The organism is Pseudomonas sp. WS 5021, assembly GCF_012985535.1.
GTDB lineage: Bacteria > Pseudomonadota > Gammaproteobacteria > Pseudomonadales > Pseudomonadaceae > Aquipseudomonas.
Genome location: NZ_JAAQWP010000001.1, coordinates 1,279,167 through 1,305,143, shown reverse-complemented (window position 1 = coordinate 1,305,143; position 25,977 = coordinate 1,279,167). Strand labels below are relative to the sequence as shown.

Sequence of the window (25,977 nt, the reverse complement as noted above, 5' to 3'; positions counted from 1 at the left end):
CCTTTTTTGTGGGTGCGTGTTTTACCGCTGCGCCAACTGGTAAACCCGCTCCTCAAGGCGCGTGACACCGCTCTGGGCGAACTTCGGGCTCTCGGCCAGGATATCCCGCTGCTCCAGGACGCTCAGGCGCCAGCGTCCTGCCAGCAGCCTCCGGACTTCCTCATCACTGACCGCAAACGGCGGCCCGGCCTTCAGGGCCTGCTCATAATCCAGGCTGATCAACAGGCCACTTTGCACCTGGGGCGCAATCGCCTGCAAATGCGCGGCATAGCGCTCACGCATCAACGGCGGCAAGGCAATCAGCGCCGCACGGTCATACAGGGCGGCGCACCCTGCCACATCTTCACGGCTCAATTCGAAGAAATCGCCGCACCACAGCTCGATAGTGCCAGCCTGATAAACCTTGAAACTGTCCCGCTGGCTGATTTGTGCAGCCACGCACTGCTCCTGGAAAAACTCCTCCACGGCCCTTTCCGATAGTTCCACACCCAGGACCCGGCAGCCCTGCTGCGCCAGCCACATCAGGTCCAGACTCTTGCCGCACAGCGGCACCAGCACCCGGGCCCCGCTGACCAACCCCAGCCGCGGCCAGTGTCGCTGCAAATAGGGATTGACCTCAGGCAGGTGAAAGCCGATCTGATTACGTGCCCAGCGGTCATGCCAAAAGGTGGATTCCATGAATAGCCCAGAAAATTCGATCAAATGGCGCTAAAACTTATATTAGATTTAGATCAATGATCTGATTAAAGATGGTCCCATCTTAACCTTGAGGACCCTGCTCATGCTGCCCAGCCTGTTTATTTCCCACGGCTCGCCCATGCTTGCCCTACAACCTGGCGCCAGCGGGCCGGCTCTTGCACGCCTGGCCGCCACCCTGCCCCGCCCCAAGGCAATCGTGGTGATGTCCGCACATTGGGAAAGCCGTGAACTGCTGGTCAGCGCCAGCCCTGCCCCAGAGACCTGGCACGACTTCGGTGGTTTCCCTCGCGAGCTGTTTGCGGTGCAGTATCCAGCGCCCGGCGATCCGGCACTGGCGCAACAGATCGTCGAGCTGCTCGCCGCCGATGGCCTGCCCGCCCGCCTAGACCACCAGCGCCCGTTCGACCATGGCACCTGGGTGCCGCTGTCTTTGATGTACCCGACGGCCGATATCCCTGTGGTGCAGGTCTCCCTGCCCAGCCACATGGGCCCGGCGCTGCAAACCCGAATCGGCCAGGCATTGCGCAGCTTGCGCGAACAAGGCGTGTTGTTGATCGGCTCGGGCAGCATCACCCATAACCTCGGTGAGCTGGACTGGCGGGCCGGCCCGGAAAGCATCGAGCCCTGGGCACGAGAGTTCCGCGACTGGGTCGTCGACAAACTCGACACCCAGGATGAAGCCGCCTTGCACGACTACCGCCGCCAGGCGCCCCACGCGGTGCGCAGCCATCCCAGCGATGAGCACTTATTGCCGCTGTACTTCGCCCGCGGCGCGGGTGGGCAGTTCAGTGTGGCCCATCAGGGGTTCACCCTGGGCGCGTTGGGGATGGATATCTATCGCTTTGATTAGCCGCGGCTTTTTGTAGGGGCCCGGTAAAACCCAGGCATAAAAAATCCCCGAACCAGTCGGGGATTTTTTATGTTCGATCAATCAACCCAAGGGTCGATCAATCTTCGCGATAGCGACGCAGCTTGAGCTGCTTGCCAGCAACACGGGTGTCCTTCAGCTTGGCCAGCAATTTCTCCAGGCCATCTTCCGGCAGCTCCACCAGGGAGAAGCTGTCACGCACCTGGATGCGACCGATCGCTTCACGTGCCAGGCCACCCTCGTTGAGGATAGCGCCCAGCAGGTTCTTGGCTGCGATGCCATCACGCGCGCCCAGCGCGGTACGGCAGCGAGCACGGCCTTCGGCCAATGGAACCGGAGCACGACGCTCACGATCACCACGGTCTGGACGATCACCGGTACGCTCTGGACGATCACCGCGCGGAGCGTTGTTCGGCACCAGTGGACGTTCTTTCTCGATCGCTGCCAGAGTCAGGGCCTGACCGTTGGTAGCCTTGCGCAGCAGGGCCGCAGCCAGGGCACGCGGGGTGCAACCGATATCGGCGGTCAGGCGGTCCAGCAGGTCGCCGTGGGTCGATTCAGCGTCAGCCACCAGCGGCGACAGGCTGTTGGTCAGTTTCTTGATGCGCGCATCGAGAACAGCCTGGGCATCCGGCAGACGGACTTCAGCAACTTTCTGACCGGTTACACGCTCGATCACTTGCAGCATGCGGCGCTCACGTGGAGTCACCAGCAGCAGTGCACGACCTTCGCGACCGGCACGGCCAGTACGGCCGATACGGTGAACGTAGGACTCTGGATCGTACGGCATGTCCACGTTGAACACGTGGGTGATACGCGGAACGTCGAGACCACGAGCCGCTACGTCGGTCGCCACAACGATGTCCAGACGGCCATCCTTGAGGGAGTCGATCACGCGCTCACGTTGGTTCTGGGCAATGTCACCGTTCAGCGCAGCGGCTTTGTAGCCTTTGGCTTCCAGGGCACTGGCCAGGTCCAGGGTCGCTTGCTTGGTGCGCACGAACATGATCAGGGCGTCGAAGTCTTCGACTTCCAGCAGGCTCAATACAGCCGAGGTCTTCTGGTCAGCGTGAACCAACAGGTGAGCCTGTTCGATCGCGGTAACGGTCTGAGTCTTGGTCTGGATCTTCACGTGTTGCGGATCGCGCAGATGGCGTTCGGCAATGGCGCGGATAGACTGTGGCAGGGTAGCCGAGAACAGTACGGTCTGACGGGTCGGTGGCAGTGCCTTGAAGATGACTTCCAGGTCATCCATGAAGCCCAGCTTCAACATTTCGTCAGCTTCGTCGAGAACCAGGTGGTTCACGGTCGACAGTACTTTTTCGTCACGGCGCAGGTGGTCGCACAGACGGCCCGGGGTGGCGACAACGATCTGTGCACCATTACGGATTGCTTTCAGTTGTGGGCCCATAGGCGCGCCGCCGTAAACGGCCACAACGGTAACGCCTGGCATTTGCTTGGCGTAGGTTTCGAAAGCGGTTGCTACTTGCAGCGCCAACTCACGGGTTGGCGCCAGGATCAGGGCTTGCGGCTCGCGCTTGGCAGGATCGATGCAGTGCAGGATAGGCAGGGCGAACGCGGCGGTTTTACCGGTACCGGTTTGCGCCTGGCCAATCATGTCTTGGCCGGCCATGATGATCGGGATCGATTGCTGCTGAATAGCCGAAGGTTCTTCGTAGCCGGTCGCGATGACGGCAGCAAGAATGTTCGGGTTAAGATTAAAAGCGGCGAAGCCGCCGGTTTCCTGGGTCATGGGTCTGCCTCTAAGTGCATCCGCAAAGACCCATGCTCCAAAGCTGCGCATGCCGTGTTGAGACTCAAGAGTCGCCCTGGCTGCTTTGTCGGCGGGGATTTGCGAAAACGAATGAATGAAAAAGATTCGTCAAGGGAGAGTCCGCTGTGCGGACGTGCAGCCGAAGCTGACTTCGGGGAATTGCGCTACCTAAACGCGGCCCGGTTAAAGGCCGGCGCGCACTATACCGGAAATCCCTGAAAAAGGGAGCTTTTTTTATCGGAAAAGACCATTCGACTGCTCTGCGTCACAGGCTTTGCGCATCCTCGCAGGAGCGTCTATTTTTCAAAGGCCCGGCCCTGTTGGTCATTGCGCTTAAACGCTTCACCTTTTGCAGCGGGCCCTTCGGTCCGAAACTGCCTTTCGCGCCCGAGGATCCAGCCATGAGTCAAGCCAGCAGCAGCCGCGTCAGCCGTGAACTACAAGGGCATGTCCTGCTGCTGGGGCTCGATCGGGTAGCCAAGCGCAACGCCTTTGATCTCGACCTGCTCAACGAACTGAGCCTGGCCTATGGCGAATTCGACCGCAACGAAGAAGCACGGGTGGCCGTGGTGTTCGGGCATGGCGACCACTTCACCGCCGGGCTGGACCTGATCAACGTCGCGCACACCATGGCCCAAGGCTGGCAACCGCCACTGGGCGGCTGCGATCCGTGGGGTGTGTTCGCCGGGCCCAGGGTCAGCAAACCGGTGATCGTGGCCGCCCAGGGCTACTGCCTGACCATCGGTATCGAATTGATGCTCGCAGCAGACATCAACCTGTGTGCCAGCAATACGCGCTTTGCGCAGATGGAAGTACAGCGTGGGATCTTTCCTTTTGGTGGCGCCACCCTGCGCCTGCACCAGATTGCCGGCTGGGGCAACGCCATGCGCTGGCTGCTCACGGGTGACGAGTTCGATGCCCATGAGGCCCTGCGCCTGGGGTTGGTGCAGGAGGTCATGGCCAGCGAAGACCTGCTGCCCCGGGCGCTGGCGCTGGCCAACCGGATTGCCAGCCAGGCGCCGTTGGGCGTGCAGGCGACGTTGACATCGGCACGCCAGGCGCGGGATGAGGGCGAGACCGCTGCGGCGGCCGGGTTGCCGGCGCTGGTGGAGAAACTGCTGGGCAGCGAGGATGCCAAGGAAGGGGTACGGGCGATGCTGGAGAAGCGGCCGGGGGTGTTCAAGGGGTTGTGAACAGACAGTGATGGCCTCATCGCCGGCAAGCCCGCTCCCACAGGGGGAGATCTTGGCCATGCAGAATAGCCACAGAACAAATGTGGGAGCGGGCTTGCCCGCGATGAGGCCAGTGCAGGCACCTAAGTCGCCGGCCGAACCGCCTTGATCAACGCCTGCAACGAATACCCCAGGCGCGGCGCCAGCGCCTCGGCCCGCGCAGAAACCGCCGCCAGGTCCAGCGTCTGGTCCAGGTCCGCCGGCACGATCAGGATCACATTGCCCTCCTTCACCGGCAACTCCCAGTAATGTCGATGATAAAGCCCACGCAACAACGCAGCGCCCAGGGGCTTGCCATCATCGGTGGCCCACTGGTTGATCACCAGCCAGCCACCCGGATTGAGCTTCTTCTGGCAGTTTTCCAGGAAAGTCCAGGCCAGGTGACCAACCCCCGGCCCGACATCGGTATACAAGTCGACGAAAATCAGGTCCGCCGGCTCCGCTGTCTCCAGCAATTCCAGGGCATCGCCAACACGGATGTACAGCCGTGGATCATCATCCAGCCCCAGGTATTCAATGGCCAGGCGCGGCACATCCGGGCGCAGCTCAATGGCCTCGACGTCTTCCAGCGGCAGGAACTTGAGGCAGGCCTGGGTCAGCGTCCCAGCCCCCAGGCCAAGAAACAGCGCACTTTCGGGCTGCTCATGGCACAAGGCGCCAATCAACATGGCGCGGGTGTAGTCGTACTCCAGCCAGCTGGGGTCGGCAGTGAACACACAGCTCTGTTCGATGGCATCGCCAAACTCGAGAAAGCGGTAGTCAGCCACTTCCAGCACACGGATCAAGCCGAAGTCATCATGGACCTCAGCCAACAGGCGCTCGACGCGCTCCTCAGTCATTTCATCTCCTAATGGGCCCGGGCACGGGTTCAAGCCGCCTGGTAGCAAGCGGGAAAGGCGCGATTGTCGGCCAAGCGGCGCCAGCAGGTCACGCACTAATTGCTGATAACATGCACGCTCCCGACATTCATTCGAGTTCACGATGAGCCAACCCTGGAGCCCCGACAGCTGGCGCGCCCTGCCGATCCAGCAACAACCCCGCTACCCCGACGCCGCGCACTTGCTGCAGGTCGAGCAGAGCCTGGCCAGCTACCCGCCGCTGGTGTTCGCCGGCGAAGCCCGGGAGCTGCGCCGCCAGTTTGCCGAGGTGACCCAGGGTCGCGCGTTCCTGCTGCAAGGTGGCGACTGTGCCGAGAGCTTTGCCGAGTTCTCTGCCGCGAAAATCCGCGACACCTTCAAAGTGTTGCTGCAGATGGCCATTGTCATGACCTTCGCCGCAGGCTGTCCGGTGGTCAAAGTCGGGCGCATGGCCGGCCAGTTCGCCAAGCCGCGCTCGGCCAACGATGAAACCATCGATGGCATCACCCTGCCTGCCTACCGTGGCGACATCGTCAACGGTATTGGTTTCGACGAGAAAAGCCGCGTCCCGGACCCCGACCGCCTGTTGCAGTCCTATCACCAGTCCACCGCCACCCTGAACCTGCTGCGCGCCTTCGCCCAGGGCGGTTTTGCCGACCTGCACCAGGTGCACAAGTGGAACCTGGACTTTATCGCCAACTCCGCCCTGGCCGACAAGTACAGCCAACTGGCAGACCGTATCGACGAGACCCTGGCCTTCATGCGCGCCTGCGGCATGGACAGCTCGCCACAATTGCGCGAGACCAGCTTCTTCACCGCCCACGAAGCACTGCTGCTCAATTACGAGCAAGCCTTCGTGCGTCGTGACAGCCTGACCAACGATTACTACGACTGTTCGGCCCATATGCTGTGGATCGGCGACCGCACGCGCCAACTCGATGGCGCGCACGTCGAGTTCCTGCGCGGGGTGAACAACCCGATCGGGGTCAAGGTCGGCCCGAGCATGAACCCCGACGACCTGATTCGCCTGATCGACATCCTCAACCCGGATAACGACCCCGGCCGCCTGAACCTGATCGCGCGCATGGGCGCCAACAAGGTCGGCGATCACCTGCCCGACCTGATCCGCGCCGTGCAGCGCGAAGGCAAGCAGGTGTTGTGGAGCAGCGACCCGATGCATGGCAACACCATCAAGGCCAGCAGCGGCTACAAGACCCGGGACTTCGCGCAGATCCTTAGCGAAGTGAAGGAATTCTTCCAGGTCCATGAAGCCGAAGGCACTTATGCCGGTGGGATTCATATCGAAATGACCGGGCAGAATGTCACCGAGTGCATCGGTGGCGCGCGGCCGATTACCGAGGATGGCTTGTCGGACCGCTACCACACCCATTGTGACCCGCGGATGAATGCCGATCAGTCGCTGGAGCTGGCGTTCTTGATTGCCGAGACGCTCAAGCAGGTCAAACGCTAGGGCAGGCGTGGCCTGATCCACCGCTATCGCGGGCAAACCCGACTCCCACCGTGGTCAATGTGGGAGCCGGGCGTGCCCGCGATAGCGCCCTATCTGCCAGCCTCCAGTGCCAGCATCGCCACCCGCAACCGGGTCGCGCTATGCCGCTGACAATTGATCTGCACCTGCTCCAACCCCAACCAATCCGCCATCTGCCGCAGGTTCAATGCCAGCGCCAACATCCCCGCCTCATCCAACCCCGGCTCTTGCTCGTGCACGGCATGCACCGCCAGCCGGCCATTGGCTCGCTCGGCGCGCAAGTCCACCCGTGCGGCGATCCGTTCGTTGTGCAGGAACGGCAGCACGTAATAGCCGTACACCCGCTTGTCCTGCGGGGTGTAGATTTCCAGGCGATAGCGAAAGTCGAACAGGCGCTCGGTACGGCTACGCTCCCAGATCAATGAATCAAAGGGCGACAGCAAGGCACTGGCCGCGACCTTGCGCGGGACGGTTGGCTCGGGCAGGCAATACGCTGGCTGTTTCCAGCCCTGGACCTGGCACACCTGCAATTGCCCGTCCTCGACCAATTCGGCGAGGCGCCCACGACTGTCTGCTGGGTCCAGGCGAAAGTAATCGCGCAGGTCCTTTTCCGTAGCGATACCCAGCGCCGTCGCGGCATGCCGCAGCAGGCCACGCTGGGCGCTGTGTTCACTCAAGGGCGCCTGTTGCAGAATCGCCGCCGGGATGACCCGCTCCGGCAGGTCGTACAGGCGCTCGAAACCACGGCGCCCGGCCACCGTCACCAGGCCTGCGGCAAACAGCCATTCCAGCGCGTGCTTTTCATCACTCCAATCCCACCATGGCCCGGCGCGCTCTTCACGGGTCGACAGGCTGCCCGCGCCCAACGCGCCCTGCTGCTCGACGATGGCCAGCACGCGGCGGATAGTGGCCTGTTGCTCGCGACCAAAACGCGCCATCTGCTGATAGATCCCCTGCCCCTCAGATGCACGCTGCATGCGCCAGCGCATCAGTGGATAAAGGGCCATGGGCAGCAGCGAGGCTTCATGCCCCCAATACTCAAACAACGTGCGCTGGCGCCCCTGGCTCCAGGCCGCCTGCTCGAGCAACAACGGCGAGTAACTGCCCAGGCGGGAAAACAGCGGCAGGTAGTGGGAGCGCACCACGGCATTGACCGAATCAATCTGCAACACGCCCAGGCGCTCGATCACACGGTTAACCTGGGCGGCCTTGATCTGCGCGGGCGGCTGGCGCCCGGAAAAGCCTTGGGCCGCCAGTGCCAGGCGGCGCGCCTGCTTGAGGGAAAAACTCAGTTCTGCGGGCATGTGCATCTCCTGATTGCGCCCGCGAACTGTAGCGCGATGCCGGTCATTTACCCAACGGGTCGTTCCAGAAATGGCGGTGGCGTTCCTGCTCGACATCGGCCCGGGTCAAGCCAATATCCTTGAGTGAGTCATCGCTCATTTGCGCCAGCACCTGACGCTCGCGCTGCATGGCGTACCAACGAAATACCCTTTGAAACAGCCCGGCGAATGGACGTCTCACCAGCAACACATAACCTTTTTGGCCTTTCATCATCTCGCCCTCCAGTGGGGATGACTAAAGTCTGTGCCCAGGACTATGATCAATCCAACGAATGTTTCTTATGCAATACATCTCTGAGATTGATCAATTGAACCACTACCCGAGCATCGATACCGACGTGCTGCGCACCTTCGTCGCCATCGCCGACCAAGGTGGCTTCACCCGCGCCGGCGAGAAAGTCAATCGCACCCAGTCGGCGGTGAGTATGCAAATGAAGCGCCTGGAGGAGGACGTGCTGCAACGCAAGCTGTTCGAGCGCGACGGCCGGCAGGTCCGGCTCACGCCCGAGGGCCAGGTGTTGCTGGGGTATGCGCGGCGCATCCTGAAGCTGCACAGCGAGGTGTTCAATACCTTGCGCGAGCCGCATATGGTCGGGCTGGTGCGCATCGGCACGCCGGACGACTACGTGATGCGCTACCTGCCCGGTATCCTCAAGCGCTTTTCCAAGGCCTACCCGCTGATCCAGATCGAGATGCACTGCGAAGGCACGCCAGTGTTGATGCAGCGACGTGACCTGGCGTTGACGGTGGTCAGCCGCGAACCGGGAAATGAAATCGGCGAACTGCTGCGCAACGAGCGCATGGTCTGGGTAGCGTCACCGTGCTTCTGCGTGGATGAACACGAGACCCTACCCCTGGCGATCGCCGGCCTGGACAGCTTTTGCACGCAATGGGCCCGCGCCTCGCTGGACGCCGTGGGGCGCGAGTACCGCCTGGCCTATCACAGCTCCAACGGCGCGGCGATCCAGGCAGTGGTCGGAGCCGGGCTGGCGGTGACGGTCATGATGGAAAGCCTGGTCACCGAAGACCTGCGCATACTTGGCAGCGACGAAGGTTTCGGCCCGCTGCATACGGTCAACCTGCGCCTGCTGCGCAACCCGAACATGACCTCGCCCATCACCGAATGCCTGGCCGAGTACATCCTCGACGGCTTCAGACTTTAAAGGTCAACATCACCGCGCACACCACCAGGAAGCCGCAGAACAGACCGCGCAGCAGGCGCTCTGGCAATGCGTGGGCGATTTTCACCCCCCAACTGATACTCAGCAGCCCGCCGACCGCCAGGGGCACGCCGATCAGCCAGTCCACTTCCTGGTGCCATGCGTAGGTCACCAGGGTCACCCCGGTACTGGGCAAGGCCAGTGCCAGGGACAGGCCCTGGGCAACCACCTGGGTGGTGCCGAACACACTGGTCAAGACCGGCGTTGCAACCACCGCGCCGCCGACACCGAACAGGCCTCCCATGGATCCCGACGCCGCGCCCAACACACCCAGCCATGGCCAGGAATAGCGCATCTGCGCAGAAGGTGGCGCATTGCTGGTGACCATGCGCAACAGGTTGTATGCCGACAGGGCCAGCAAAAATGCGATAAAGCCAATGCGCATCACGCCCGCATCGATGCCCACCGCCCAGATCGACCCCAGCCAGGCAAAGCAAAAACCCGTGATTCCAAGCGGCAAGGCATGGCGCAGCTCAATGCGATTGCGCTGGTGATAACGCCACAGCGCCAGCATCACATTGGGTACGACCATCACCAGCGCCGTGCCTTGGGCAATCTGCTGATCCAGGCCAAACAGCACGCCCAGCACCGGAATCGCGATCAGCCCGCCACCAATGCCAAATAGCCCGCCCACGGTACCCAGGGCTATGCCCAGCACCACATACATCGCCATATCCACCACAACCACACCCCTGCACTGTCTCAAGCCCTGCATGCTACGCAGTCCACTCTGGCATGGATACGCATAGCAACGCACAATGGCTATGCCAAATCCGCACAAGCGAGCGCCCTATGAGCCCCACTACCCTGACCGATCAACTGGGACTGTTTCTCGATGTGCTGGAGGCCGGCAGTTTTTCCGCAGCCGCGCGACGCCATCCGCTGACCCCCTCCGCCGTGGCCCGGCGCATCGACAGCCTGGAAAGCACCTTGGGCAGCCAACTGTTCCTGCGCAGTACTCATGCGGTATTGCCCACCCCTGCCGGGCTCGCGTTTGCCGAGCGCGCGCGGCGGATTGTGCGGGAGCTGCAATTGGCTCGGGCCGAGGCCGTGTCGCTGAGCCATGCGCCCGAAGGCCTGATTCGCGTGGACGCACCCGCCGCGTTTGGCCGGCGACACCTGGCGCCGGCAATTGCGGACTTCCTGACGGTCTACCCGGGCCTGGACGTACACCTGCATCTGATCGACAGCTTTGTCGACATGCAGGGCGAGCACCTGGGCAAGGTGGACCTGGTGCTGCGCGCGGGGCATATCGTCGACACGCGGTTGATCGCCACACCCTTGGCCAGCATTGTGCGAATCGCCTGTGCCAGCCCAACCTACCTGAAAAACCGTGGTACACCGACCCATCCCAGCCAGCTCAACGAACACGACGGCCTGGATTGGGAAGGCCTGGCGCCGATGTTCGCCTGGCGCTTTGAACTTGATGGGCGCAAGAACATTTACCGTCCGCAGCGTATCCGCATGAGTGCCAACAATGCCGAAGCCTTGCTGTCCGGTGCCCTGGCCGGGCTGGGCATCGCTCACCTGCCTACCTGGCTGGCCAGCGAATACCTGGTTCGCGGAGAACTGGTGCCGTTATTCTGCGAAAATGGCCTACCGACCGCAGAAAGTGCCGGCATCTACGCCCTGCGCCTGGAGCAGCAGGCCAACGCGCGCAGCCGCCTGCTGCTGGAGTACCTCAAGAGCCGTTTCAGCCCCGTCCCACCGTGGGATCTGGCGTTGCAAAGTGGCTGGGGCTGACTGCTGCTGTAGCAAGCAACCCGGAGCAACTGTTCGCCGCTCATGTAGGCATCGGCCAGATTCCCGGTGGTTTTGGCCTGGATATCGACCTTTACGTATCCCTCCACGGACGGGAGTAAAACGAAGCGCAAAGCCTGGTGGACGCCGCGCATCAGGTCTGCCCGTACTCCAACGCGACCCGTGGCAATGTCGATGTGCGTTTGCATATCACCGTGTGACTGGCCAGCAGGCATAAAAAAACCCGACTCTTGGCCGGGTTTTTTATCAGTGACGCCAGAATTACTTCTTGGCGCGACCTTTGTACGAACCACCTTCACGGGTGTCGATCTCGATCATGTCGTCGATTTCGATGAAATCAGCAACTTGCAGTTCGGTACCGTTAGCCAGCTTGGCAGGCTTCATCACTTTGCCCGAAGTGTCACCGCGAGCGGAACCTTCGGTGTAGGCAACCTTACGCACGATGGTGGTCGGCAGCTCTACGGAAACCAGACGCTCTTCGAAGAAAATAGCTTCGCAGACGTCGGTCATGCCTTCTTCGATAAACGGCAGAACGCCTTCGATATCTTCAGCGTTCAGTTCGTACATGGTGTAGTCGGTGGTGTCCATGAACGTGTAGGTGTCGCCGCTGATGAAGGACAGGGTCGCTTCCTTGCGGTCGAGGATCACGTCTTCCAGCTTGTCATCGGCACTGTAAACGGTTTCGGTCTTGTAACCGGTCAGCAGGTTCTTCAGCTTGGTCTTCATGATCGCGCTGTTACGGCCCGATTTGGTGAACTCAGCTTTTTGAACCAACCATGGATCGTTGTCGATCTTAATTACGGTACCGGGTTTCAGTTCTTTACCAGTTTTCATTGCATATATCCGAAATTTGGATGGGATTGACAAAAATCAAGGTGGCGTATCATATCCAATTTTCATAAAACTGTACCAGCGCCGTCGCAAGATCAGCCTGCGAGGCCTGTTCCAGACACCATTTCTCGGCATGCACGGTCAGTTCCGGCCAATGTTCAAGCACGGTTTCCCAGCTTGAGGCCATGTCGCTATCCGTGTTCCAGGCCTGCCATAGGGCAATCAGCGCAGTTTTCGCGGGTGCAGACAGGTCCTGGGTGTACAGCGCGAGGAACGCATCGAGCTTGTCCAGGTGAATGTCTTCATCCTGGCGGTAGATATGCCATAGCAACGGGCGCCCAGCCCATTGCGCGCGCACAAAGGAGTCTTCACCGCGCACGGCATTGAAGTCGCAGCACCACAGCAAGCGGTCGTACTGCTCCTGGCGCACGAACGGCAGCACCTGCACCGTCAGCATACCGCGCACATGAATATCCCCTGCCGCCAATGCCTCCACTCCCAGCCAGCGCTGCACATCGCCGAGGATGCGCCCTTCCGGCACGAGCAGATGGGTGGCTTGCCCGTCCGCTGCCAATACCTGCAGCCAACTGGCCAGGCCGGCATTTTCGTAGGCAAACAGCGAGATCAACCGCGCGCCCACCGCCGGAAAAACACCCAAGCACTGTAGGAACTGTTGCTGGGCCTGGGGATCACCCTGAAACGCCTGACGCCGCTCGATCAACCCGGCCTCACGCAGCAAGCCGCCTGTGCCCGGACGGAAGCCTGGAAAGAAGAAGTACTTTTGCACGCCCTTGAACTTGACCGATGGCAGACCGTGACAGCCGACCACCCACTCCTCGGCACTCAGGTAATCCAGGTTCATCCACAATGGCATGCGCTCGCGGGCTGCCATGGCCTCCATGTAGTCCGGTGGCAATTGGCAGGCGAAGGCGGCGATCACCACGTCCGCCGTCGGCGTGGCCGGCCAGTCTGCGGGCCAGTGGCGCACATCCACACCCTCGCGCCACTGCTGCGCCAACTGCACATCCACCTCGGGGCACATGCGCTCGAATGCCCGCAGGTCATCGACCCACAGTCGCACCGCACAGCCCTGTTCTGCCACCAGTTGCCGGGCCAGGCGCCAGGTCACGCCAATGTCGCCGTAGTTGTCGACGACGCTGCAAAAAATATCCCAGCGGGCTTTCATTCCGGGCTCCATCAGTCAAAGGCTCGATTGTCCGCATAAATGCCGCCAGGCAGAAGGGTTGATCGCGATTATTCTGCACACAGGCTGTGCGACAATCCAAAGCTTGCCGCAACCGCCCGCCAGGAGGCCGTCATGTCCGATCGTCCGTTGTCGATGTTCAAACTCAGTATTGCCGTGGCCCTGGGCCTGTGGCTGGGCTTTGTCGCCATCGCGCTGACAGGCTGGCTGGCCTCGCGCTACCTGCTTGAACAACCCGTGGCCGCCGTCACCCAGGCCGTTCAACAACTGGGCAAGCCGCCAGCCGCAACCCCAGAGCCGCCAAACCGGATGTTCGAGCAATACCAGCAAAACCTGCACAAGCAGGAACAACAACAGGCGCTGGATCAGGCCCGGGACAACCCGCGCAACCTGGCCAACCCCAAATGCCAGTTCTGGCTCCAGCAGGACCAGAACGCCCCCAACGACAAGAGCCGGGCCAACGTCCTGCAATTTTGTGATTGAGCTGTAAGCCCCCATGAATAAACACGCCGTCCTCCAGTTGATCCTGGAAAAACTCGCCGCCGACCTGGATGTGGCGCAACGCGCCGCGCAAACCGCCTACGAAACCGCAACCCACGAAGAAAACATCGCCGAGAACAAGTACGACACCCTGGGCCTGGAAGCCTCTTACCTGGCCGCCGGGCAAGCCAAGCGCGTCGAGGAAATCAAGCAGTCACTGGTGGTGTGCCAGAACCTCAACCTGCGGCCCTACGAGGAACAACGGGGGATCGAGGTGGGCGCCCTGCTCGGCCTGGAAGATGACAACGGCCGTCAGCAATGGCTGTTCCTCGCGCCGGACGCGGCAGGCCTGAAAGTCTATGTAGTAGGACAGTTGGTGACCGTCATCACCCCTCGCTCGCCGCTGGGCAAAAGCCTGCTGGGCAAGTTCGAGGGCGATGAGGTGGAGATTCTGGTGGCAGGCGCCCGGCAACAATTCGTGGTGACCGAGGCCCGCTAGGCCGATCAGTGAACCGGCAGTTCAACGCCGTCGAACAGTTCTTCGAGTTCCTGCTTGTTATGGCACTGGATCGCCTTGGCCATGACTTCACGGGTCAGGTGTGGGGCGAACTTCTCGATGAAATCGCACATGAAGCCGCGCAGGAACGTGCCCCGACGGAAGCCGATCTTGGTCACGCTGGACTCGAACAGTTCGCTGGCATCCAGCACCACCAGGTCGCTGTCGAGCTTGGTGTCGACGGCCATCTTGGCCACGATGCCGACGCCCAGGCCCAGGCGCACGTAGGTCTTGATCACGTCGGCATCAGCCGCAGTGAACACTACTTTTGGCGTGAGGCCGCGATGGCTGAAGGCTTCGTCGAGTTTGGAGCGGCCGGTGAAGCCGAACACATAGGTCACAATCGGGTATTCCGCCAGCGCTTCTAGGGTCAGCTTCGGCAGTTTGGCCAGTGGGTGGCCCTGGGGCACCACGACGCAGCGGTTCCAGCGATAGCACGGCATCATCACCAGGTCACCGAACAGCTCCAGGGCTTCGGTGGCGATGGCGAAGTCGACGGTGCCATCGGCCGCCATCTCGGCGATCTGCATCGGCGACCCCTGGTGCATGTGCAGGGCCACGTCCGGGTACTGCTTGATGAACGAACTGATCACCGGCGGCAGCGCGTAACGGGCCTGGGTGTGGGTGGTGGCAATCGACAGGGTGCCTTTTTTCTCGTTGGAAAATTCCTGGGCGATCTGCTTGATGCTTTCGACCTTGCGCAGGATTTCGCCGGCAGTGGTGATGATGCGCTCACCGGCAGGCGTGACACGGGTCAGGTGCTTGCCGCTGCGGGCGAACACTTCGACGCCCAATTCATCTTCGAGCAGGCGGATCTGTTTACTGATACCCGGTTGCGAGGTGTAGAGGCTTTGAGCCGTGGCGGAAACGTTGAGGTCGTGGTGCGCCACTTCCCAGATGTAGCGCAGTTGTTGAAGCTTCATATGTGTCCCTCAAAGCAGATAGACGCCACGGATATCAGCGACGGTATATAACTATATTAAAGGTTGGATTGATAAATCTAGAACTTTTTATCGTTTACGCCCCATCACACATCTTCACTGCGTCGACGCTGCAACAAAGGCACCAGATACACCGGCACCTGGGACAACTGCAACACCCGCGCCGCCGTCCGCCCCAACGGGGTCGAGATTCCTGCGCCCTGGCTATGACTTCCTACGATCAACAAATCCACCGAGAGTTTCTGCGCCTGGTCGAGAATCACTTGGGCGGGGTCCCCCTGGATCACCCGCACCGAACGAATCGCCTGCAAGTCCTGCTCGCCGTCCTGCAACTCTTCACGAAAACTGTCCAGCACCCGCTGTTCGATGTTCGCCATTACCGTGTTCAGCCCCTGGCTCTGCCATTCGCTCAAGGCCTGCTCATCAAGATAGGTTTGCAGCACCGATTCTGCGAACAGTCCGATCGGCTCCACCACATGAATCACATACAGGTCCGCCTTGAACGTACGCGCCATCGCCAGCGCATGTTGCATCACGTAAGGCGCATACACACCCAGGTCTGAGGCATACAACATCGACCGAATCATAGAACCTCCTGGACTGCCAGGATGGCGGGGATTGTTTCAGCTTAGCAGCGCCTCCGCGACTGCGATGAACTTAGCTCTGGACCTGGACTTTGGGCTCATTGCTCACGCCATGGGGCACATGTCCGGTGGCCACGACCTCCCTGGCTTTTTCGCAATGGCCGGCCTGGTCGTCAAAAAAAACATCGGCAGCGAACGCTTCAAGGAACGCTGATTTTTCCAGGCCACCGAGAAACAGCGACTCGTCCAGGCGGATATCCCACTCACGCAAGGTGCGGATCACCCGCTCGTGGGACGGCGCCGAACGTGCCGTCACCAGCGCCGTGCGGATCGGGCATGACTCATCGGGGAACTCGCGCTGCAACAGATTGAGGGCCGCCAGGAATCCCTTGAATGGCCCACCCCGTAGCGGTTCGCGGGCCGCTTGCCGCTCGCTGGCCTGGAAGGCTTCCAGGCCGCCACTTTGGTAGACGCGCTCGGACTCGTCGGAGAACAGCACCGCGTCACCGTCAAAGGCAATCCGCAGCTCGGCACTGGACGCGCGACGGGCGCCGCCGGACAAAATGGTCGCTGCCGCAAAACCGGCATCCAGCGCGCTGCGCACATCTTCGGCGTGAGTCGAGAGAAACAGGTGGCTGCCAAACGCCGCCAGATAAGGGTGGGGGTTACGCCCACCGACAAAGGCTGCGCGGGAAATATCCAGGCCGTAGTGCTGGATCGAATTGAACACGCGCAGGCCGGTATCGGCACTGTTGCGCGACACCAGCACCACTTCGACCCGCGCACGGCCGAGGCTGGCATTGAGGGTCAGGAGTTTCTTGACCAGGGGGAAGGCATCCCCCGGCTCAAGGATTTCTTCCTCGTGGTCGATCTGGTATTTGCGGTAGGCCTCGACGCCCTGGGCCAGGTAAACCTTATGGCTTTCGCCCAGGTCGAACAGGGCCCGCGAGGAAATCGCCAGTACCAGTTTGTCGCTCATGCCTTTGGCCATGTCTGCTCCTCAGCTCTTGCGTCGATCAATAAAGCCCAAGGCCTGATACAGCGCCTGCATCCGCGGCAATTGGCAGCCGGCGGCCCGGGCGGCGGCCAGCGGGCGGGCGTAGATCGCGGCCAGTTCCAGGGGGCGCTGGTGCAGGTGATCGTGATACATGCTGGGCCAGTAATCCGTCAAACGCTCGGTCATGCTGAACATCTGCTCAGCGTACCCCGGCGCGATCTCATGGCCGCACGCGTGGGCGCCCTGCACCACTTCGGCCATCAGGCCCTGGATCAACTCCCGACTGGATTCGTCGGCCATCAACTGCGAGGTATTGGCACCGAGCAACACCGACAGGCCGTTGTACGGCACATTCCACACCAGTTTATGCCAGCGCGCCTGGTCCAGGTCTGGCATGGCCTGGGAGTCGATCCCGGCCTGGCGGAACAGGCCCGCGCCCTCCTCGACAATCGCCTGGCGGCGTACAGCATCATCCGTCGCGTTGCCGCTGTGATAGCCAAGGCTGACCCGGCCCATGGCCTGGTGCTCGACGATCCCCGGCCCGGAACGGTGCACGCAGATGTAACAAAGACCGCCAAGCAAATGCAGGGACGGCGGCAGATGCTCGCGCAGGCCATCTTCGACACCCAGGCCATTTTGCAACAGGACAACCTTGGCATCGGGCGCCGCCACCTGGGCAATGGTTGGCGCCAGTTCAACGTTGCCGGTGGTCTTGGTGCCCACCAATAGCCAGTCGCAAGGCGGCATGTCGGCCGCATTGGCGTAGGCCTGGACCGGGTGCAGGCTCAAGGCGCCATGCACCGCGCTATTAAGTTGCAAGCCGCGCTCACTGACCGCTGCGAACTCACTGCGCAGCAGGAAATGTACGTCGAACCCGGCGCGCGCCAGCATCAACCCGTAAAAACCACCGATGGCACCGGTGCCGATAATCCCAATGCGTGGCCCTGGCTCAACTGCATTCGTCATGGCAACTCCTCTGGTTCCTGTTTGAGCGCCTCATCTATAGCGGCACTGAGCTCGCCGGCGTTCAGGCCAACCTGTAGCGCACCGTGCAGTTGACCCTCGCACACTACAAATATGGCCGGCAAATGAAAGATCCCGTAACGCTGCACTGCGCCACCATTATGCCCAGCGTCGACCCAGCAGATGCGCGCAACCGGCAGGTTCCACCCCGGCATCTGTTGGCGTGCCCAGCGGCAACTGGCACAGCCAGCGCCGGTAAATACCAGCAGCGAAGCGCCAGGTAGCGCCAACAACTGCTGGTCGATATCCAAATCCGTCAATTCAAACGCTTTCACTCGATCTGCACCACGACCTTCAACCAGGCAACACACTATCAGGCCGCACGACAACGCGCGCAATTGCCCATTGTCGAGCAGGCTTGTACGCGCTAAGGTTCGGCTCCCCGCTGCATTTAAATCATGCTGTGCTCCGCCGCACGGGGTTCGCTGGCGGCCGGCACCCGTGACCCTGACGAGTAACACGATGGCTGATTTACCGATCAACGACCTAAACGTCGAATCCAACGAGACCCTGATCACGCCCGATCAGCTCAAGCGCGAAATCCCTTTGAGCGACGCTGCCCTGCAGACCGTCACCAAGGGCCGCGAAGTCATTCGTGACATCCTCGACGGCACTGACCACCGCCTGTTCGTGGTGATCGGCCCTTGCTCGATCCACGACCTCAAGGCTGCCCACGAGTACGCCGAGCGCCTCAAAGTGCTGGCGGCGGAAGTGTCCGACACCCTGTACCTGGTGATGCGCGTGTATTTCGAGAAGCCGCGCACTACCGTCGGCTGGAAAGGCCTGATCAACGATCCGTACCTGGACGACTCGTTCAAGATCCAGGACGGCTTGCACATCGGTCGCAAGCTGCTGCTGGACCTGGCTGAAATGGGCCTGCCAACGGCCACCGAAGCCCTGGACCCGATTTCCCCGCAATACCTGCAGGACCTGATCAGTTGGTCGGCGATCGGTGCGCGTACCACCGAATCGCAAACCCACCGCGAAATGGCCTCTGGCCTGTCCTCGGCCGTGGGTTTCAAGAACGGGACCGATGGCGGCCTGACCGTGGCGATCAACGCGCTGCAGTCGGTTTCCAGCCCGCACCGTTTCCTGGGGATCAACCAGGAAGGTGGCGTGTCCATCGTCACCACCAAGGGCAACGCCTATGGCCACGTGGTACTGCGTGGCGGCAATGGCAAGCCCAACTATGATTCGGTCAGCGTGGCCCTGTGCGAACAGGCCCTGAGCAAGGCGAAGATCAAGCCGAACATCATGGTCGATTGCAGCCACGCCAACTCCAACAAGGACCCGGCCCTGCAGCCGCTGGTGATGGAGAACGTGGCCAACCAGATCCTGGAAGGCAACCAGTCGATTATCGGCCTGATGGTCGAGAGTCACCTGAACTGGGGCTGCCAGGCGATTCCCAAGGATCTGGCCGACCTGCAATACGGCGTATCGATCACCGATGCCTGCATCGACTGGTCCGCCACCGAGACCACCCTGCGCAGCATGCACGCCAAGCTCAAGGACGTATTGCCCAAGCGCAAACGCACCTGACGCACACAAAAACGCCGGGCTAAGCCCGGCGTTTTTTTATGCCTGCATGCTGGCTTTTACAGCTTCGCGGCGTGGCGCTGGTGGCGCTCCATGTAGCGCTCCACGTAGGAGCAGGACGGGATTACCGTATAGCCCATGCTCTCGGCGTATTGCAGCGCCTCTTCGGTCAACGCAGCGGCAATGCCACGCCCACGCAGGGCATTGGGCACAAACGTGCGGTAGATATCCAGGGTCTGCTTCCCCAGGTCCATGTAGGTCAGATAGGCACGATGACCGTCCACATTGGTCTCGAACTGATGACCAGCCTGGTCATGGTGGATGGACAACGCCTCGCTCATCACTACTCCTCGCGGGTCTTGGTTTCTGACCCCTACCTTACCGATGTTTTTCCGGCGAAGGAACATCTACGCCACCCCGTGCCGGTTTCGACAACGAGAAAAGCCCTACAGTACTCACGCCCCGCACCAAGGAATAGTAGGCACCAATCCTGTCATTGCTCAAGAGACGCTCGTCAACCATCGGGCTGGCGGACATAGAAAGGGCTGATCGAACATCCTGTGGTCGATAGCCTGAACATTGCCGACAGTTGAAGCTTGAGACGAACCACCGCTTTTAAAGTCACCTCTACATGCGCGAAAGATGCCCATCAGCGTCTGGACAATCTGAACAATAGTATTGGCGCAGATATATAAATTGACATCGACTTACAACGTTTAACACTTGCCAGGCGGCGCTTTCAGCCTGGATCCAATCTTTGACCGCGCAGCAAAAACTGGATATTTTTTATACAAACTCGCTAAAGATTAGCCAAAATAGATTCGGCACAAGAATTTTTTTTGCTTCTTGCGCTACGTCAGTTTACTTACTACAAGTAATGGGTAGTATGTACGCCGGCTATTAGCTCACTCTGAGATACTAGCCATTAAATAGAAAGTCCTTGAAGGGGAACACGATGAACAACGTTCTGAAATTCTCTGCTCTGGCTCTGGCCGCAGTTCTGGCTACCGGTTGCAGCAGCGTCTCCAAAGAAACCGAAGCTCGTCTGACTGCAACTGAAGACGCAGCAGCTCGCTCCCAGGCTCGTGCAGACGAAGCCTACCGTAAAGCTGATGAAGCTCTGGCTGCTGCTCAAAAAGCACAACAGACTGCTGACGAAGCTAACGAGCGCGCTCTGCGCATGCTTGAAAAAGCTAGCCGCAAGTAATAATCCTTCGGGGTTGTTATCAAGCCGATCCATTTTTGGATCGGCTTTTTATTGCCCGGGATTGGGCTTCAGATTCCAGGCAATAAAAAGCCCGCCAGGGGCAATCCGTGGCGGGCTTCGTCTGGCACCAGTCACTACTGCTGCAGATCGACCGGCATGCTACTGACCATCGGCGCCGTGCCCGGCTCGCCGATTTGCGCAGGCAAGCCATCTTCGGCCGCCACCACATCACGCACCTCATCCCAGTTGACCCGCAGGTTATTGGCCAGGTCTTCACGCTTAAGCATGGCGTTGATCACAGCGGTGTGCTTGTCGACCACCGACGGCGTACCGTCGTCATTCAAGGGCGCGTGCGCCTCCAGGTAGACCTTGCCGCCGCTGATACCGAACTTGTAGGCATCATTGATGATCCGCACAGGCGTGCCCACCGGAACCATCTTGGCCATCTCCAGCACGTTGCTGTTGAACATGCGGAAGCAGCCATGGCTGGTACGGGTGCCGATGCCGAACTTCTTGTTGGAGCCATGAATCAGGTAGCCCGGCGTCCCCAGGGTGAACTTGAACGGACCCAGGGGGTTGTCGGGACCGGCCGGTACCACGTTGGGCAGCGGGTCGCCGTCTGCCGCGTGCTCGGCCTTGATCGACGCGGGCGGGGTCCAGGTCGGGTTGGGGGTCTTGGCAATGATGCTGGTATGGGCAATCGGCGAGCCCCAGCCTTCACGACCGATCCCCAACGGGAAGGTGTACACCACGTCCTGGCCCTTGGGGTAGTAGTACAGACGGTACTCGGCCAGGTTGATCACGATGCCTTCCCGGGGACCCGGTGGCAAAATGAAACGGGTCGGCAGCACAATCTCCGCCCCAGCCCCCGGCAACCAGGCATCCACGCCGGGGTTGGCCGCGACCATCTCCGAATAGCCCAGGTCATAGGTAGCACCGAGGTCGGCAAAGGTGTCTTCGTACTTGGCCTTGATCACCTGGACCTGGCCGACAATGTCTTCACCCGGCGGCGGCAGGGGCAGTTGCAGGGCCGCGACAGGACCGGCTGCACACAAGGCAGCGAGAGACAGGCAACGGGTGACGACAGGCAAGCGCGACAACATCCGGAAAATCCTTCGCAGATCGACGGGGGTAAAATGGCGATTGTAGCGTGTACCTGCCCTTAAAGCTCGAAGCGCAGCTCAGGCCAGATAGGCGGCGTACCACGTTTTTGCGATTCGAGAATCGCCCGGCACAAGGGGCACAGGCGCTGGTCCTGGAAGATCGAGCGATCCACCGAGGACCAGCGTGGCTGGGCTGGCAGCAATGTGCCGCAGAGCGTCCGGTCGATGGTACCGCCCAGTTCCAGCTGGCGCGTCACCAGGTGTACCTTCACTTCCTGGCAGGCGAACAGATCCAACTGCTCGTCGGGCTCGATCAGTTGGTAGGCAAACAGGGACCAGGCGGGACGCGACGACATCGGGGGCTCCAAATCGGGGGCGCCACCTTAGCCGAAAGGCCGCTGCTAGAAAAGCGTCATAACAGCGGTTTTAGCGTCGGCCAGACATTTTCCAGCAACTTGGCCTGGGCACCGACTGCCGGGTGCAGCTGATCAGCCTGCATCATGTCCGGATGGCCACCCACGCCCTCCAGGAAAAACGGCACCAGCGGGACGTTTTTTTCCTTGGCCAGCACACCATAGACCTCAGCAAATGCCGTGGTATATCGCGGGCCATAATTGGGCGGCAACTGCATCCCCAGCAGCAACACCTTGGCGCCACCGGCCTTGGACTGGTCAATCATCGACGCAAGATTTTGTTGCAATTGCGCTGGAGGCTGCCCGCGCAAGCCGTCGTTGCCGCCCAACTCGATCACCACCACGTCCGGCTTATGCTCTGCAAGCGCCGCCGGCAGCCGCGCCAAGCCTCCGGCGCTGGTGTCGCCGCTGATGGAGGCATTGACCACCTTATCGTCGAAACCCTCCTTCTTGAGCCGTTGCTCCAGCAGTGCTACCCACCCTTTGCTGGTATCCAGGCCGAAACCGGCACTGATACTATCGCCAACGATCAGGACAGTACCCGCCGCTGCGTTCTGGGCCATGCACATCAGGGCCAGGCCAGCACTCAAAAACCATATTCGCATCGGATTCTCCATGGGCGCATGCATTCTCACCGCGCAGAACCTTAGCAAAGTGGTTCCCAGCGCGGAAGGTGAACTGACCATCCTGCACGAACTGAGCCTGGAACTGAACAAGGGCGATAGCCTGGCTATCGTCGGCAGCTCCGGTTCCGGAAAATCCACGCTCCTTGGGCTGCTGGCTGGGCTCGACCTGCCCAGCAGCGGTGAAGTCACCCTCGCCGGCCAGGCCCTGAGCGTCCTCGATGAGGACCAACGGGCACGTATCCGCGCCGAACACGTCGGCTTTGTGTTCCAGTCATTCCAATTGCTCGACAGCCTCAATGCCCTGGAAAACGTCATGCTGCCCTTGGAGCTGGACGGTCGTAAGGATGCCCGCGAACGCGCCCGGCACTTGCTCGAGCGGGTCGGCCTGGGCCAGCGCCTGACCCATTCGCCCCGCCAGCTTTCCGGTGGCGAACAACAGCGGGTCGCGATTGCCCGGGCGTTCGCGGCCGAGCCGGACGTACTGTTTGCCGATGAACCCACCGGCAACCTCGACAGCCATACCGGCGAACGCATCAGCGACCTGCTGTTCGAGCTCAATAAAGAGAACGGCACCACCCTGGTGCTGGTGACCCACGACGAGCGCCTGGCCCATCGCTGCCGACGCCTGATCCGCCTTGAAGCCGGCCTGATGGTCGAGCCCCTGGAGCCTTGATGGCACGATTGCCGCTGTTGCGTCTGTTCAGCCTTGCCCTACGCCAATTACTGCGCGATGCCCGCGCCGGTGAATTGCGTGTGCTGTTCTTCGCCCTGCTGGTGGCGGTGGCCGCCAGCACTGCCATCGGCTACTTCGGTGCACGGCTCAACGGTGCGATGCTGCTGCGCGCCACCGAGTTCCTTGGCGCCGACCTGGTGCTGGAGGGCAGTTCCCCAGCCCGTCCCGAGCAGATAACCAGCGGCACACAACTGGGCCTGACGCACGCCAGGGTGGTGGAATTCTCCAGCGTTATCGCCACTGACAACGGCATTCAGTTATCGAGTATCAAGGCGGTCAACGAGCAGTACCCGCTGCGCGGCCAACTGAAAAGCGCGGCCGAACCCTTCGCCGAAGAAACCTCGGGCGGCGGGCCGAAAGCCGGCGAGGCCTGGGTCGAGGCACGCCTGCTGACGGCACTGGACCTGAAAGTCGGCGACAGTATCGATGTCGGCATGAAAACCCTGCGCCTGGCCCGGGTGCTCACCTATGAGCCAGACCGGGCGGGCAACTTCTATAGCCTCACCCCACGGGTGATGATCAACCTGGCCGACCTTGAGGCCACCGGCGTAGTCCAGCCGGGCAGCCGGGTCAGCTACCGCGAACTGTGGCGCGCGCAACAAGCCAGCACCGCCCTGCAAACCTACCGCGATCAGATCACCGCGGGGCTGGCCGCCAACCAGCGCCTGCAAGACGCACGGGACGGCAACCAACAGATCGGCGGCGCCCTGGGCAAGGCCGAGCGCTACCTGAACATGGCCAGCCTGGTCGCTGTGCTGTTGTCCGGGGTGGCTGTGGCCCTGTCGGCAAACCGCTTTGCCAGCCGCCGCTTCGACGCCAGTGCGCTGTTGCGCTGCCTGGGTCTGTCGCGCCGGGAAACCATGCTGCTGTTCAGCCTGCAACTGACCGTCCTGGGCTTGCTGGCCAGCCTCGCCGGTGCGGCGCTGGGTTGGCTCGCGCAACTGGGCCTGTTTTACCTGTTGCATGATCTGCTGCCGGCAGACGTGCCACCCGGCGGATTGCTGCCCGCTGTCGCCGGCATCGGTACCGGGCTGGTGGCCCTGGCCGGCTTCGCTTTGCCGCCATTGGCCGCCCTGGGCCGAGTGCCGCCGCTGCGGGTTCTGCGCCGCGACTTGCTGCCGATCCCCTCCAGTACCTGGATGGTGTATGGCGCGGCATTGTTTGCCCTGGGCCTGATCATGTGGCGCCTGAGCCTGGACCTGGTGCTGACCTTCGCCCTGCTGGGCGGTGGGGTGATCGCCGCGCTGATCCTCGGTGGCCTGCTGCTGTTGCTGCTGCAAAGCCTGCGCCGCCTGCTGGCGCGCGCCGCCCTGCCCTGGCGCCTGGGGCTGGGCCAGTTGTTGCGTCACCCGCTGGCGGCGGCGGGCCAGTCCCTGGCGTTCGGCCTGATCCTGCTGTCGATGGGCTTGATCGCCCTGCTGCGTGGCGAGTTGCTCGACACCTGGCAGAACCAGTTGCCCAAGGATGCACCCAACTATTTCGCCCTCAACATCCTGCCGGCCGACAAGGATGCCTTCGGTGCTCGCCTGCTTGCACTGCAGGCCCAGGCCGCGCCCTTGTATCCGGTGGTGCCGGGGCGCCTGATCAGCATCAACGGTGAGCCGGTGCAGGAAATAGTCAGCAAGGATTCCAGTGGCGATCGTGCGATACAACGGGACCTGAGCCTGACCTGGGCGGCGGACCTGCCCCCTGGTAACACCCTGACATCGGGCGCCTGGTGGGCGGATCAGCCGGGCGATGAAATACCTGGAGTATCGGTAGAAGCCAAGGTCGCCGAAAGCCTCAAGCTCAAGCTCAACGACCACCTGATCTTCACCGTTGGTGGGGAAAACCGTGAGGCTCGGGTCACCAGCCTGCGGGAAATCAACTGGGATAACTTCCAACCCAATTTCTTCATGATTTTCCAACCGGGCACCTTGAGAGACCTGCCGGCCACGTACCTGACCAGCTTCTACCTGGCCGCCGGGCATGACCAGCAGATCGTCGATCTGTCCCGGGCTTTCCCGGCAGTGACCATCCTGCAGGTCGAGGCACTGCTGGCCCAACTGCGCAGCATCCTGGCCCAGGTCACGCTGGCTGTGGAATACGTGCTGCTGTTCGTCCTGGCGGCGGGCATGGCGGTGCTGTTCTCCGGCCTGCAGGCCACCCTGGACGAGCGCATTCGCCAGGGTGCCCTGTTGCGCGCCCTGGGGGCGGAACGCAAGTTGCTGGTCAAGGCCCGGCGTATCGAGTTCGGGCTGCTGGGGGCGGTCAGCGGACTACTGGCGGCGCTGGGTACCGAGTTGGTGACCCTGGTGCTGTATCGCTATGCCTTCGACCTGGTCTGGCACCCACACCCGTGGCTGCTAGTGCTTCCGCTGATCGGCGCCGTGCTGATCGGCGGTGCCGGGGTATTCGGCACCCGCCGCGCGTTGAACGCCAGCCCGCTGGCGGTACTGCGCGAAGGCTGAGGAAAAAACCGGCTCCCCTCTGGGAGCCGGGACGGCAATCTTGCAGGCGC

Annotated in this window: 28 protein-coding genes and 1 pseudogene; 12 read left to right on the top strand and 17 right to left on the bottom strand. The window is 61.6% G+C overall.

Annotated elements, in window-relative coordinates:
* Positions 1-21: 21 nt before the first annotated feature.
* Positions 22-678, bottom strand: a complete 657-nt coding sequence (locus tag HBO19_RS06095) for a thiopurine S-methyltransferase (RefSeq protein ID WP_170057062.1) — start codon at positions 676-678, stop codon at positions 22-24.
* Between the two features lie 103 nt (positions 679-781).
* Between HBO19_RS06095 and HBO19_RS06090 the strand changes: the two genes are divergently transcribed.
* Positions 782-1,549 carry a class III extradiol ring-cleavage dioxygenase gene (locus tag HBO19_RS06090; protein WP_170057061.1) on the top strand — a complete coding sequence of 256 codons (768 nt, stop codon included), beginning with the start codon at positions 782-784 and terminating at the stop codon, positions 1,547-1,549.
* A 97-nt stretch (positions 1,550-1,646) separates the two neighbouring features.
* On the opposite strand, the gene HBO19_RS06085 is transcribed toward HBO19_RS06090, so the two are convergent.
* Complete coding sequence (locus HBO19_RS06085) at positions 1,647-3,320, bottom strand: DEAD/DEAH box helicase (protein ID WP_017136163.1); 1,674 nt, start codon at positions 3,318-3,320, stop codon at positions 1,647-1,649.
* Between the two features lie 422 nt (positions 3,321-3,742).
* On the opposite strand from HBO19_RS06085, the gene HBO19_RS06080 reads away from it, so the two are divergent.
* Positions 3,743-4,534, top strand: coding sequence for a crotonase/enoyl-CoA hydratase family protein (locus HBO19_RS06080; protein WP_169952637.1), 792 nt, complete (start codon positions 3,743-3,745; stop codon positions 4,532-4,534).
* Positions 4,535-4,656: 122 nt separating this feature from the next.
* On the opposite strand, the gene HBO19_RS06075 is transcribed toward HBO19_RS06080, so the two are convergent.
* Entirely contained in the window at positions 4,657-5,412 is a 756-nt protein-coding gene (locus tag HBO19_RS06075; RefSeq protein ID WP_169952639.1) for a spermidine synthase, read from the bottom strand.
* A 142-nt stretch (positions 5,413-5,554) separates the two neighbouring features.
* Between HBO19_RS06075 and HBO19_RS06070 the strand changes: the two genes are divergently transcribed.
* On the top strand, positions 5,555-6,901 hold the full coding sequence (locus tag HBO19_RS06070; RefSeq protein WP_169952641.1) for a 3-deoxy-7-phosphoheptulonate synthase class II: 1,347 nt from the start codon (positions 5,555-5,557) through the stop codon (positions 6,899-6,901).
* 89 nt (positions 6,902-6,990) lie between these two features.
* Here HBO19_RS06070 and HBO19_RS06065 read toward each other — a convergent pair whose 3' ends face one another.
* Entirely contained in the window at positions 6,991-8,223 is a 1,233-nt protein-coding gene (locus HBO19_RS06065; RefSeq protein WP_170057060.1) for a winged helix-turn-helix domain-containing protein, read from the bottom strand.
* 43 nt (positions 8,224-8,266) lie between these two features.
* Positions 8,267-8,473 carry a DUF1127 domain-containing protein gene (locus HBO19_RS06060; protein ID WP_169952645.1) on the bottom strand — a complete coding sequence of 69 codons (207 nt, stop codon included), beginning with the start codon at positions 8,471-8,473 and terminating at the stop codon, positions 8,267-8,269.
* A gap of 70 nt (positions 8,474-8,543) precedes the next feature.
* Here HBO19_RS06060 and HBO19_RS06055 point away from each other — a divergent pair, with 70 nt between their 5' ends.
* Entirely contained in the window at positions 8,544-9,425 is an 882-nt protein-coding gene (locus HBO19_RS06055) for a LysR family transcriptional regulator (RefSeq protein ID WP_169952647.1), read from the top strand.
* Here the strand turns inward: HBO19_RS06055 and HBO19_RS06050 are convergent.
* Positions 9,415-10,164, bottom strand: coding sequence for a sulfite exporter TauE/SafE family protein (locus HBO19_RS06050; RefSeq protein WP_169952650.1), 750 nt, complete (start codon positions 10,162-10,164; stop codon positions 9,415-9,417). The genes HBO19_RS06055 and HBO19_RS06050 overlap by 11 nt on opposite strands.
* Before the next feature lie 110 nt (positions 10,165-10,274).
* On the opposite strand from HBO19_RS06050, the gene HBO19_RS06045 reads away from it, so the two are divergent.
* Both HBO19_RS06045 and HBO19_RS06040 read left to right on the top strand, forming a co-directional pair.
* Positions 10,275-11,225 (top strand): LysR family transcriptional regulator, encoded by a 951-nt coding sequence (locus tag HBO19_RS06045; protein WP_170057059.1) that lies wholly within the window; start codon positions 10,275-10,277, stop codon positions 11,223-11,225.
* Between the two features lie 38 nt (positions 11,226-11,263).
* Positions 11,264-11,443, top strand: a pseudogene (locus HBO19_RS06040) (organic hydroperoxide resistance protein); the annotation flags it as partial.
* A 61-nt stretch (positions 11,444-11,504) separates the two neighbouring features.
* Here HBO19_RS06040 and HBO19_RS06035 read toward each other — a convergent pair.
* Together HBO19_RS06035 and earP are read right to left on the bottom strand one after the other, a co-directional pair.
* Positions 11,505-12,077 (bottom strand): elongation factor P, encoded by a 573-nt coding sequence (locus HBO19_RS06035; protein WP_170042815.1) that lies wholly within the window; start codon positions 12,075-12,077, stop codon positions 11,505-11,507.
* 49 nt (positions 12,078-12,126) lie between these two features.
* Complete coding sequence (earP, locus tag HBO19_RS06030) at positions 12,127-13,260, bottom strand: elongation factor P maturation arginine rhamnosyltransferase EarP (RefSeq protein WP_170057058.1); 1,134 nt, start codon at positions 13,258-13,260, stop codon at positions 12,127-12,129.
* Positions 13,261-13,392: 132 nt separating this feature from the next.
* On the opposite strand from earP, the gene HBO19_RS06025 reads away from it, so the two are divergent.
* Together HBO19_RS06025 and HBO19_RS06020 are read left to right on the top strand one after the other, a co-directional pair.
* Positions 13,393-13,761: a hypothetical protein gene (locus HBO19_RS06025; protein WP_170057057.1), complete on the top strand. Its 369-nt coding sequence runs from the start codon at positions 13,393-13,395 to the stop codon at positions 13,759-13,761.
* A gap of 13 nt (positions 13,762-13,774) precedes the next feature.
* A complete protein-coding gene (locus tag HBO19_RS06020) occupies positions 13,775-14,257 on the top strand; it encodes a GreA/GreB family elongation factor (protein ID WP_170042812.1) in 483 nt (160 codons plus the stop codon).
* A gap of 5 nt (positions 14,258-14,262) precedes the next feature.
* Here HBO19_RS06020 and cysB read toward each other — a convergent pair whose 3' ends face one another.
* From cysB to HBO19_RS05995, 5 genes are all read right to left on the bottom strand, one after another.
* Positions 14,263-15,237: an HTH-type transcriptional regulator CysB gene (cysB, locus tag HBO19_RS06015; RefSeq protein ID WP_010176165.1), complete on the bottom strand. Its 975-nt coding sequence runs from the start codon at positions 15,235-15,237 to the stop codon at positions 14,263-14,265.
* A 104-nt stretch (positions 15,238-15,341) separates the two neighbouring features.
* Positions 15,342-15,842 carry a universal stress protein gene (locus HBO19_RS06010; RefSeq protein WP_169952663.1) on the bottom strand — a complete coding sequence of 167 codons (501 nt, stop codon included), beginning with the start codon at positions 15,840-15,842 and terminating at the stop codon, positions 15,342-15,344.
* Between the two features lie 70 nt (positions 15,843-15,912).
* Positions 15,913-16,830 (bottom strand): 5'-nucleotidase, encoded by a 918-nt coding sequence (locus HBO19_RS06005; RefSeq protein ID WP_169952665.1) that lies wholly within the window; start codon positions 16,828-16,830, stop codon positions 15,913-15,915.
* A gap of 9 nt (positions 16,831-16,839) precedes the next feature.
* Positions 16,840-17,802, bottom strand: a complete 963-nt coding sequence (locus tag HBO19_RS06000; RefSeq protein ID WP_170057056.1) for a putative 2-dehydropantoate 2-reductase — start codon at positions 17,800-17,802, stop codon at positions 16,840-16,842.
* The gene (locus HBO19_RS05995; protein ID WP_346266478.1) at positions 17,799-18,134 is read right to left on the bottom strand and encodes a thioredoxin; all 336 of its coding nucleotides are present in this window, start codon (positions 18,132-18,134) and stop codon (positions 17,799-17,801) included. Before HBO19_RS05995 ends, HBO19_RS06000 begins: the two co-directional genes overlap by 4 nt.
* 187 nt (positions 18,135-18,321) lie before the next feature.
* Between HBO19_RS05995 and HBO19_RS05990 the strand changes: the two genes are divergently transcribed.
* Positions 18,322-19,398: a 3-deoxy-7-phosphoheptulonate synthase gene (locus HBO19_RS05990; protein WP_099169512.1), complete on the top strand. Its 1,077-nt coding sequence runs from the start codon at positions 18,322-18,324 to the stop codon at positions 19,396-19,398.
* A gap of 56 nt (positions 19,399-19,454) precedes the next feature.
* Here HBO19_RS05990 and HBO19_RS05985 read toward each other — a convergent pair whose 3' ends face one another.
* On the bottom strand, positions 19,455-19,736 hold the full coding sequence (locus HBO19_RS05985) for a GNAT family N-acetyltransferase (RefSeq protein ID WP_029297992.1): 282 nt from the start codon (positions 19,734-19,736) through the stop codon (positions 19,455-19,457).
* A 614-nt stretch (positions 19,737-20,350) separates the two neighbouring features.
* On the opposite strand from HBO19_RS05985, the gene oprI reads away from it, so the two are divergent.
* Entirely contained in the window at positions 20,351-20,602 is a 252-nt protein-coding gene (oprI, locus tag HBO19_RS05980; RefSeq protein ID WP_003172710.1) for an outer membrane lipoprotei OprI, read from the top strand.
* A 134-nt stretch (positions 20,603-20,736) separates the two neighbouring features.
* Here oprI and HBO19_RS05975 read toward each other — a convergent pair whose 3' ends face one another.
* From HBO19_RS05975 to HBO19_RS05965, 3 genes are read right to left on the bottom strand one after another with little or no spacing between them, the layout of a single operon-like run.
* Positions 20,737-21,705, bottom strand: a complete 969-nt coding sequence (locus HBO19_RS05975) for a L,D-transpeptidase family protein (RefSeq protein WP_169952671.1) — start codon at positions 21,703-21,705, stop codon at positions 20,737-20,739.
* Between the two features lie 59 nt (positions 21,706-21,764).
* A complete protein-coding gene (locus tag HBO19_RS05970) occupies positions 21,765-22,061 on the bottom strand; it encodes a hypothetical protein (protein WP_029297976.1) in 297 nt (98 codons plus the stop codon).
* Positions 22,062-22,117: 56 nt separating this feature from the next.
* Complete coding sequence (locus tag HBO19_RS05965) at positions 22,118-22,723, bottom strand: arylesterase (protein WP_169952673.1); 606 nt, start codon at positions 22,721-22,723, stop codon at positions 22,118-22,120.
* Between the two features lie 10 nt (positions 22,724-22,733).
* On the opposite strand from HBO19_RS05965, the gene HBO19_RS05960 reads away from it, so the two are divergent.
* Positions 22,734-23,417 (top strand): ABC transporter ATP-binding protein, encoded by a 684-nt coding sequence (locus HBO19_RS05960; RefSeq protein WP_029297972.1) that lies wholly within the window; start codon positions 22,734-22,736, stop codon positions 23,415-23,417.
* A complete protein-coding gene (locus tag HBO19_RS05955; protein ID WP_170057055.1) occupies positions 23,417-25,927 on the top strand; it encodes an ABC transporter permease in 2,511 nt (836 codons plus the stop codon). Before HBO19_RS05960 ends, HBO19_RS05955 begins: the two co-directional genes overlap by 1 nt.
* Positions 25,928-25,977 lie beyond the last annotated feature (50 nt).

Bases quoted from the DNA above. Each gene is read 5' to 3' on its own strand.
- HBO19_RS06095 (WP_170057062.1), bottom strand. From the start codon at position 678: ATGGAATCCACCTTTTGGCATGACCGCTGGGCACGTAATCAGATCGGC.
- HBO19_RS06090 (WP_170057061.1), top strand. From the start codon at position 782: ATGCTGCCCAGCCTGTTTATTTCCCACGGCTCGCCCATGCTTGCCCTA.
- HBO19_RS06085 (WP_017136163.1), bottom strand. From the start codon at position 3,320: ATGACCCAGGAAACCGGCGGCTTCGCCGCTTTTAATCTTAACCCGAAC.
- HBO19_RS06080 (WP_169952637.1), top strand. From the start codon at position 3,743: ATGAGTCAAGCCAGCAGCAGCCGCGTCAGCCGTGAACTACAAGGGCAT.
- HBO19_RS06075 (WP_169952639.1), bottom strand. From the start codon at position 5,412: ATGACTGAGGAGCGCGTCGAGCGCCTGTTGGCTGAGGTCCATGATGAC.
- HBO19_RS06070 (WP_169952641.1), top strand. From the start codon at position 5,555: ATGAGCCAACCCTGGAGCCCCGACAGCTGGCGCGCCCTGCCGATCCAG.
- HBO19_RS06065 (WP_170057060.1), bottom strand. From the start codon at position 8,223: ATGCCCGCAGAACTGAGTTTTTCCCTCAAGCAGGCGCGCCGCCTGGCA.
- HBO19_RS06060 (WP_169952645.1), bottom strand. From the start codon at position 8,473: ATGAAAGGCCAAAAAGGTTATGTGTTGCTGGTGAGACGTCCATTCGCC.
- HBO19_RS06055 (WP_169952647.1), top strand. From the start codon at position 8,544: ATGCAATACATCTCTGAGATTGATCAATTGAACCACTACCCGAGCATC.
- HBO19_RS06045 (WP_170057059.1), top strand. From the start codon at position 10,275: ATGAGCCCCACTACCCTGACCGATCAACTGGGACTGTTTCTCGATGTG.
- HBO19_RS06035 (WP_170042815.1), bottom strand. From the start codon at position 12,077: ATGAAAACTGGTAAAGAACTGAAACCCGGTACCGTAATTAAGATCGAC.
- earP (WP_170057058.1), bottom strand. From the start codon at position 13,260: ATGAAAGCCCGCTGGGATATTTTTTGCAGCGTCGTCGACAACTACGGC.
- HBO19_RS06025 (WP_170057057.1), top strand. From the start codon at position 13,393: ATGTCCGATCGTCCGTTGTCGATGTTCAAACTCAGTATTGCCGTGGCC.
- HBO19_RS06020 (WP_170042812.1), top strand. From the start codon at position 13,775: ATGAATAAACACGCCGTCCTCCAGTTGATCCTGGAAAAACTCGCCGCC.
- cysB (WP_010176165.1), bottom strand. From the start codon at position 15,237: ATGAAGCTTCAACAACTGCGCTACATCTGGGAAGTGGCGCACCACGAC.
- HBO19_RS06010 (WP_169952663.1), bottom strand. From the start codon at position 15,842: ATGATTCGGTCGATGTTGTATGCCTCAGACCTGGGTGTGTATGCGCCT.
- HBO19_RS06005 (WP_169952665.1), bottom strand. From the start codon at position 16,830: ATGGCCAAAGGCATGAGCGACAAACTGGTACTGGCGATTTCCTCGCGG.
- HBO19_RS06000 (WP_170057056.1), bottom strand. From the start codon at position 17,802: ATGACGAATGCAGTTGAGCCAGGGCCACGCATTGGGATTATCGGCACC.
- HBO19_RS05990 (WP_099169512.1), top strand. From the start codon at position 18,322: ATGGCTGATTTACCGATCAACGACCTAAACGTCGAATCCAACGAGACC.
- HBO19_RS05985 (WP_029297992.1), bottom strand. From the start codon at position 19,736: ATGAGCGAGGCGTTGTCCATCCACCATGACCAGGCTGGTCATCAGTTC.
- oprI (WP_003172710.1), top strand. From the start codon at position 20,351: ATGAACAACGTTCTGAAATTCTCTGCTCTGGCTCTGGCCGCAGTTCTG.
- HBO19_RS05975 (WP_169952671.1), bottom strand. From the start codon at position 21,705: ATGTTGTCGCGCTTGCCTGTCGTCACCCGTTGCCTGTCTCTCGCTGCC.
- HBO19_RS05970 (WP_029297976.1), bottom strand. From the start codon at position 22,061: ATGTCGTCGCGTCCCGCCTGGTCCCTGTTTGCCTACCAACTGATCGAG.
- HBO19_RS05965 (WP_169952673.1), bottom strand. From the start codon at position 22,723: ATGCGAATATGGTTTTTGAGTGCTGGCCTGGCCCTGATGTGCATGGCC.
- HBO19_RS05960 (WP_029297972.1), top strand. From the start codon at position 22,734: ATGGGCGCATGCATTCTCACCGCGCAGAACCTTAGCAAAGTGGTTCCC.
- HBO19_RS05955 (WP_170057055.1), top strand. From the start codon at position 23,417: ATGGCACGATTGCCGCTGTTGCGTCTGTTCAGCCTTGCCCTACGCCAA.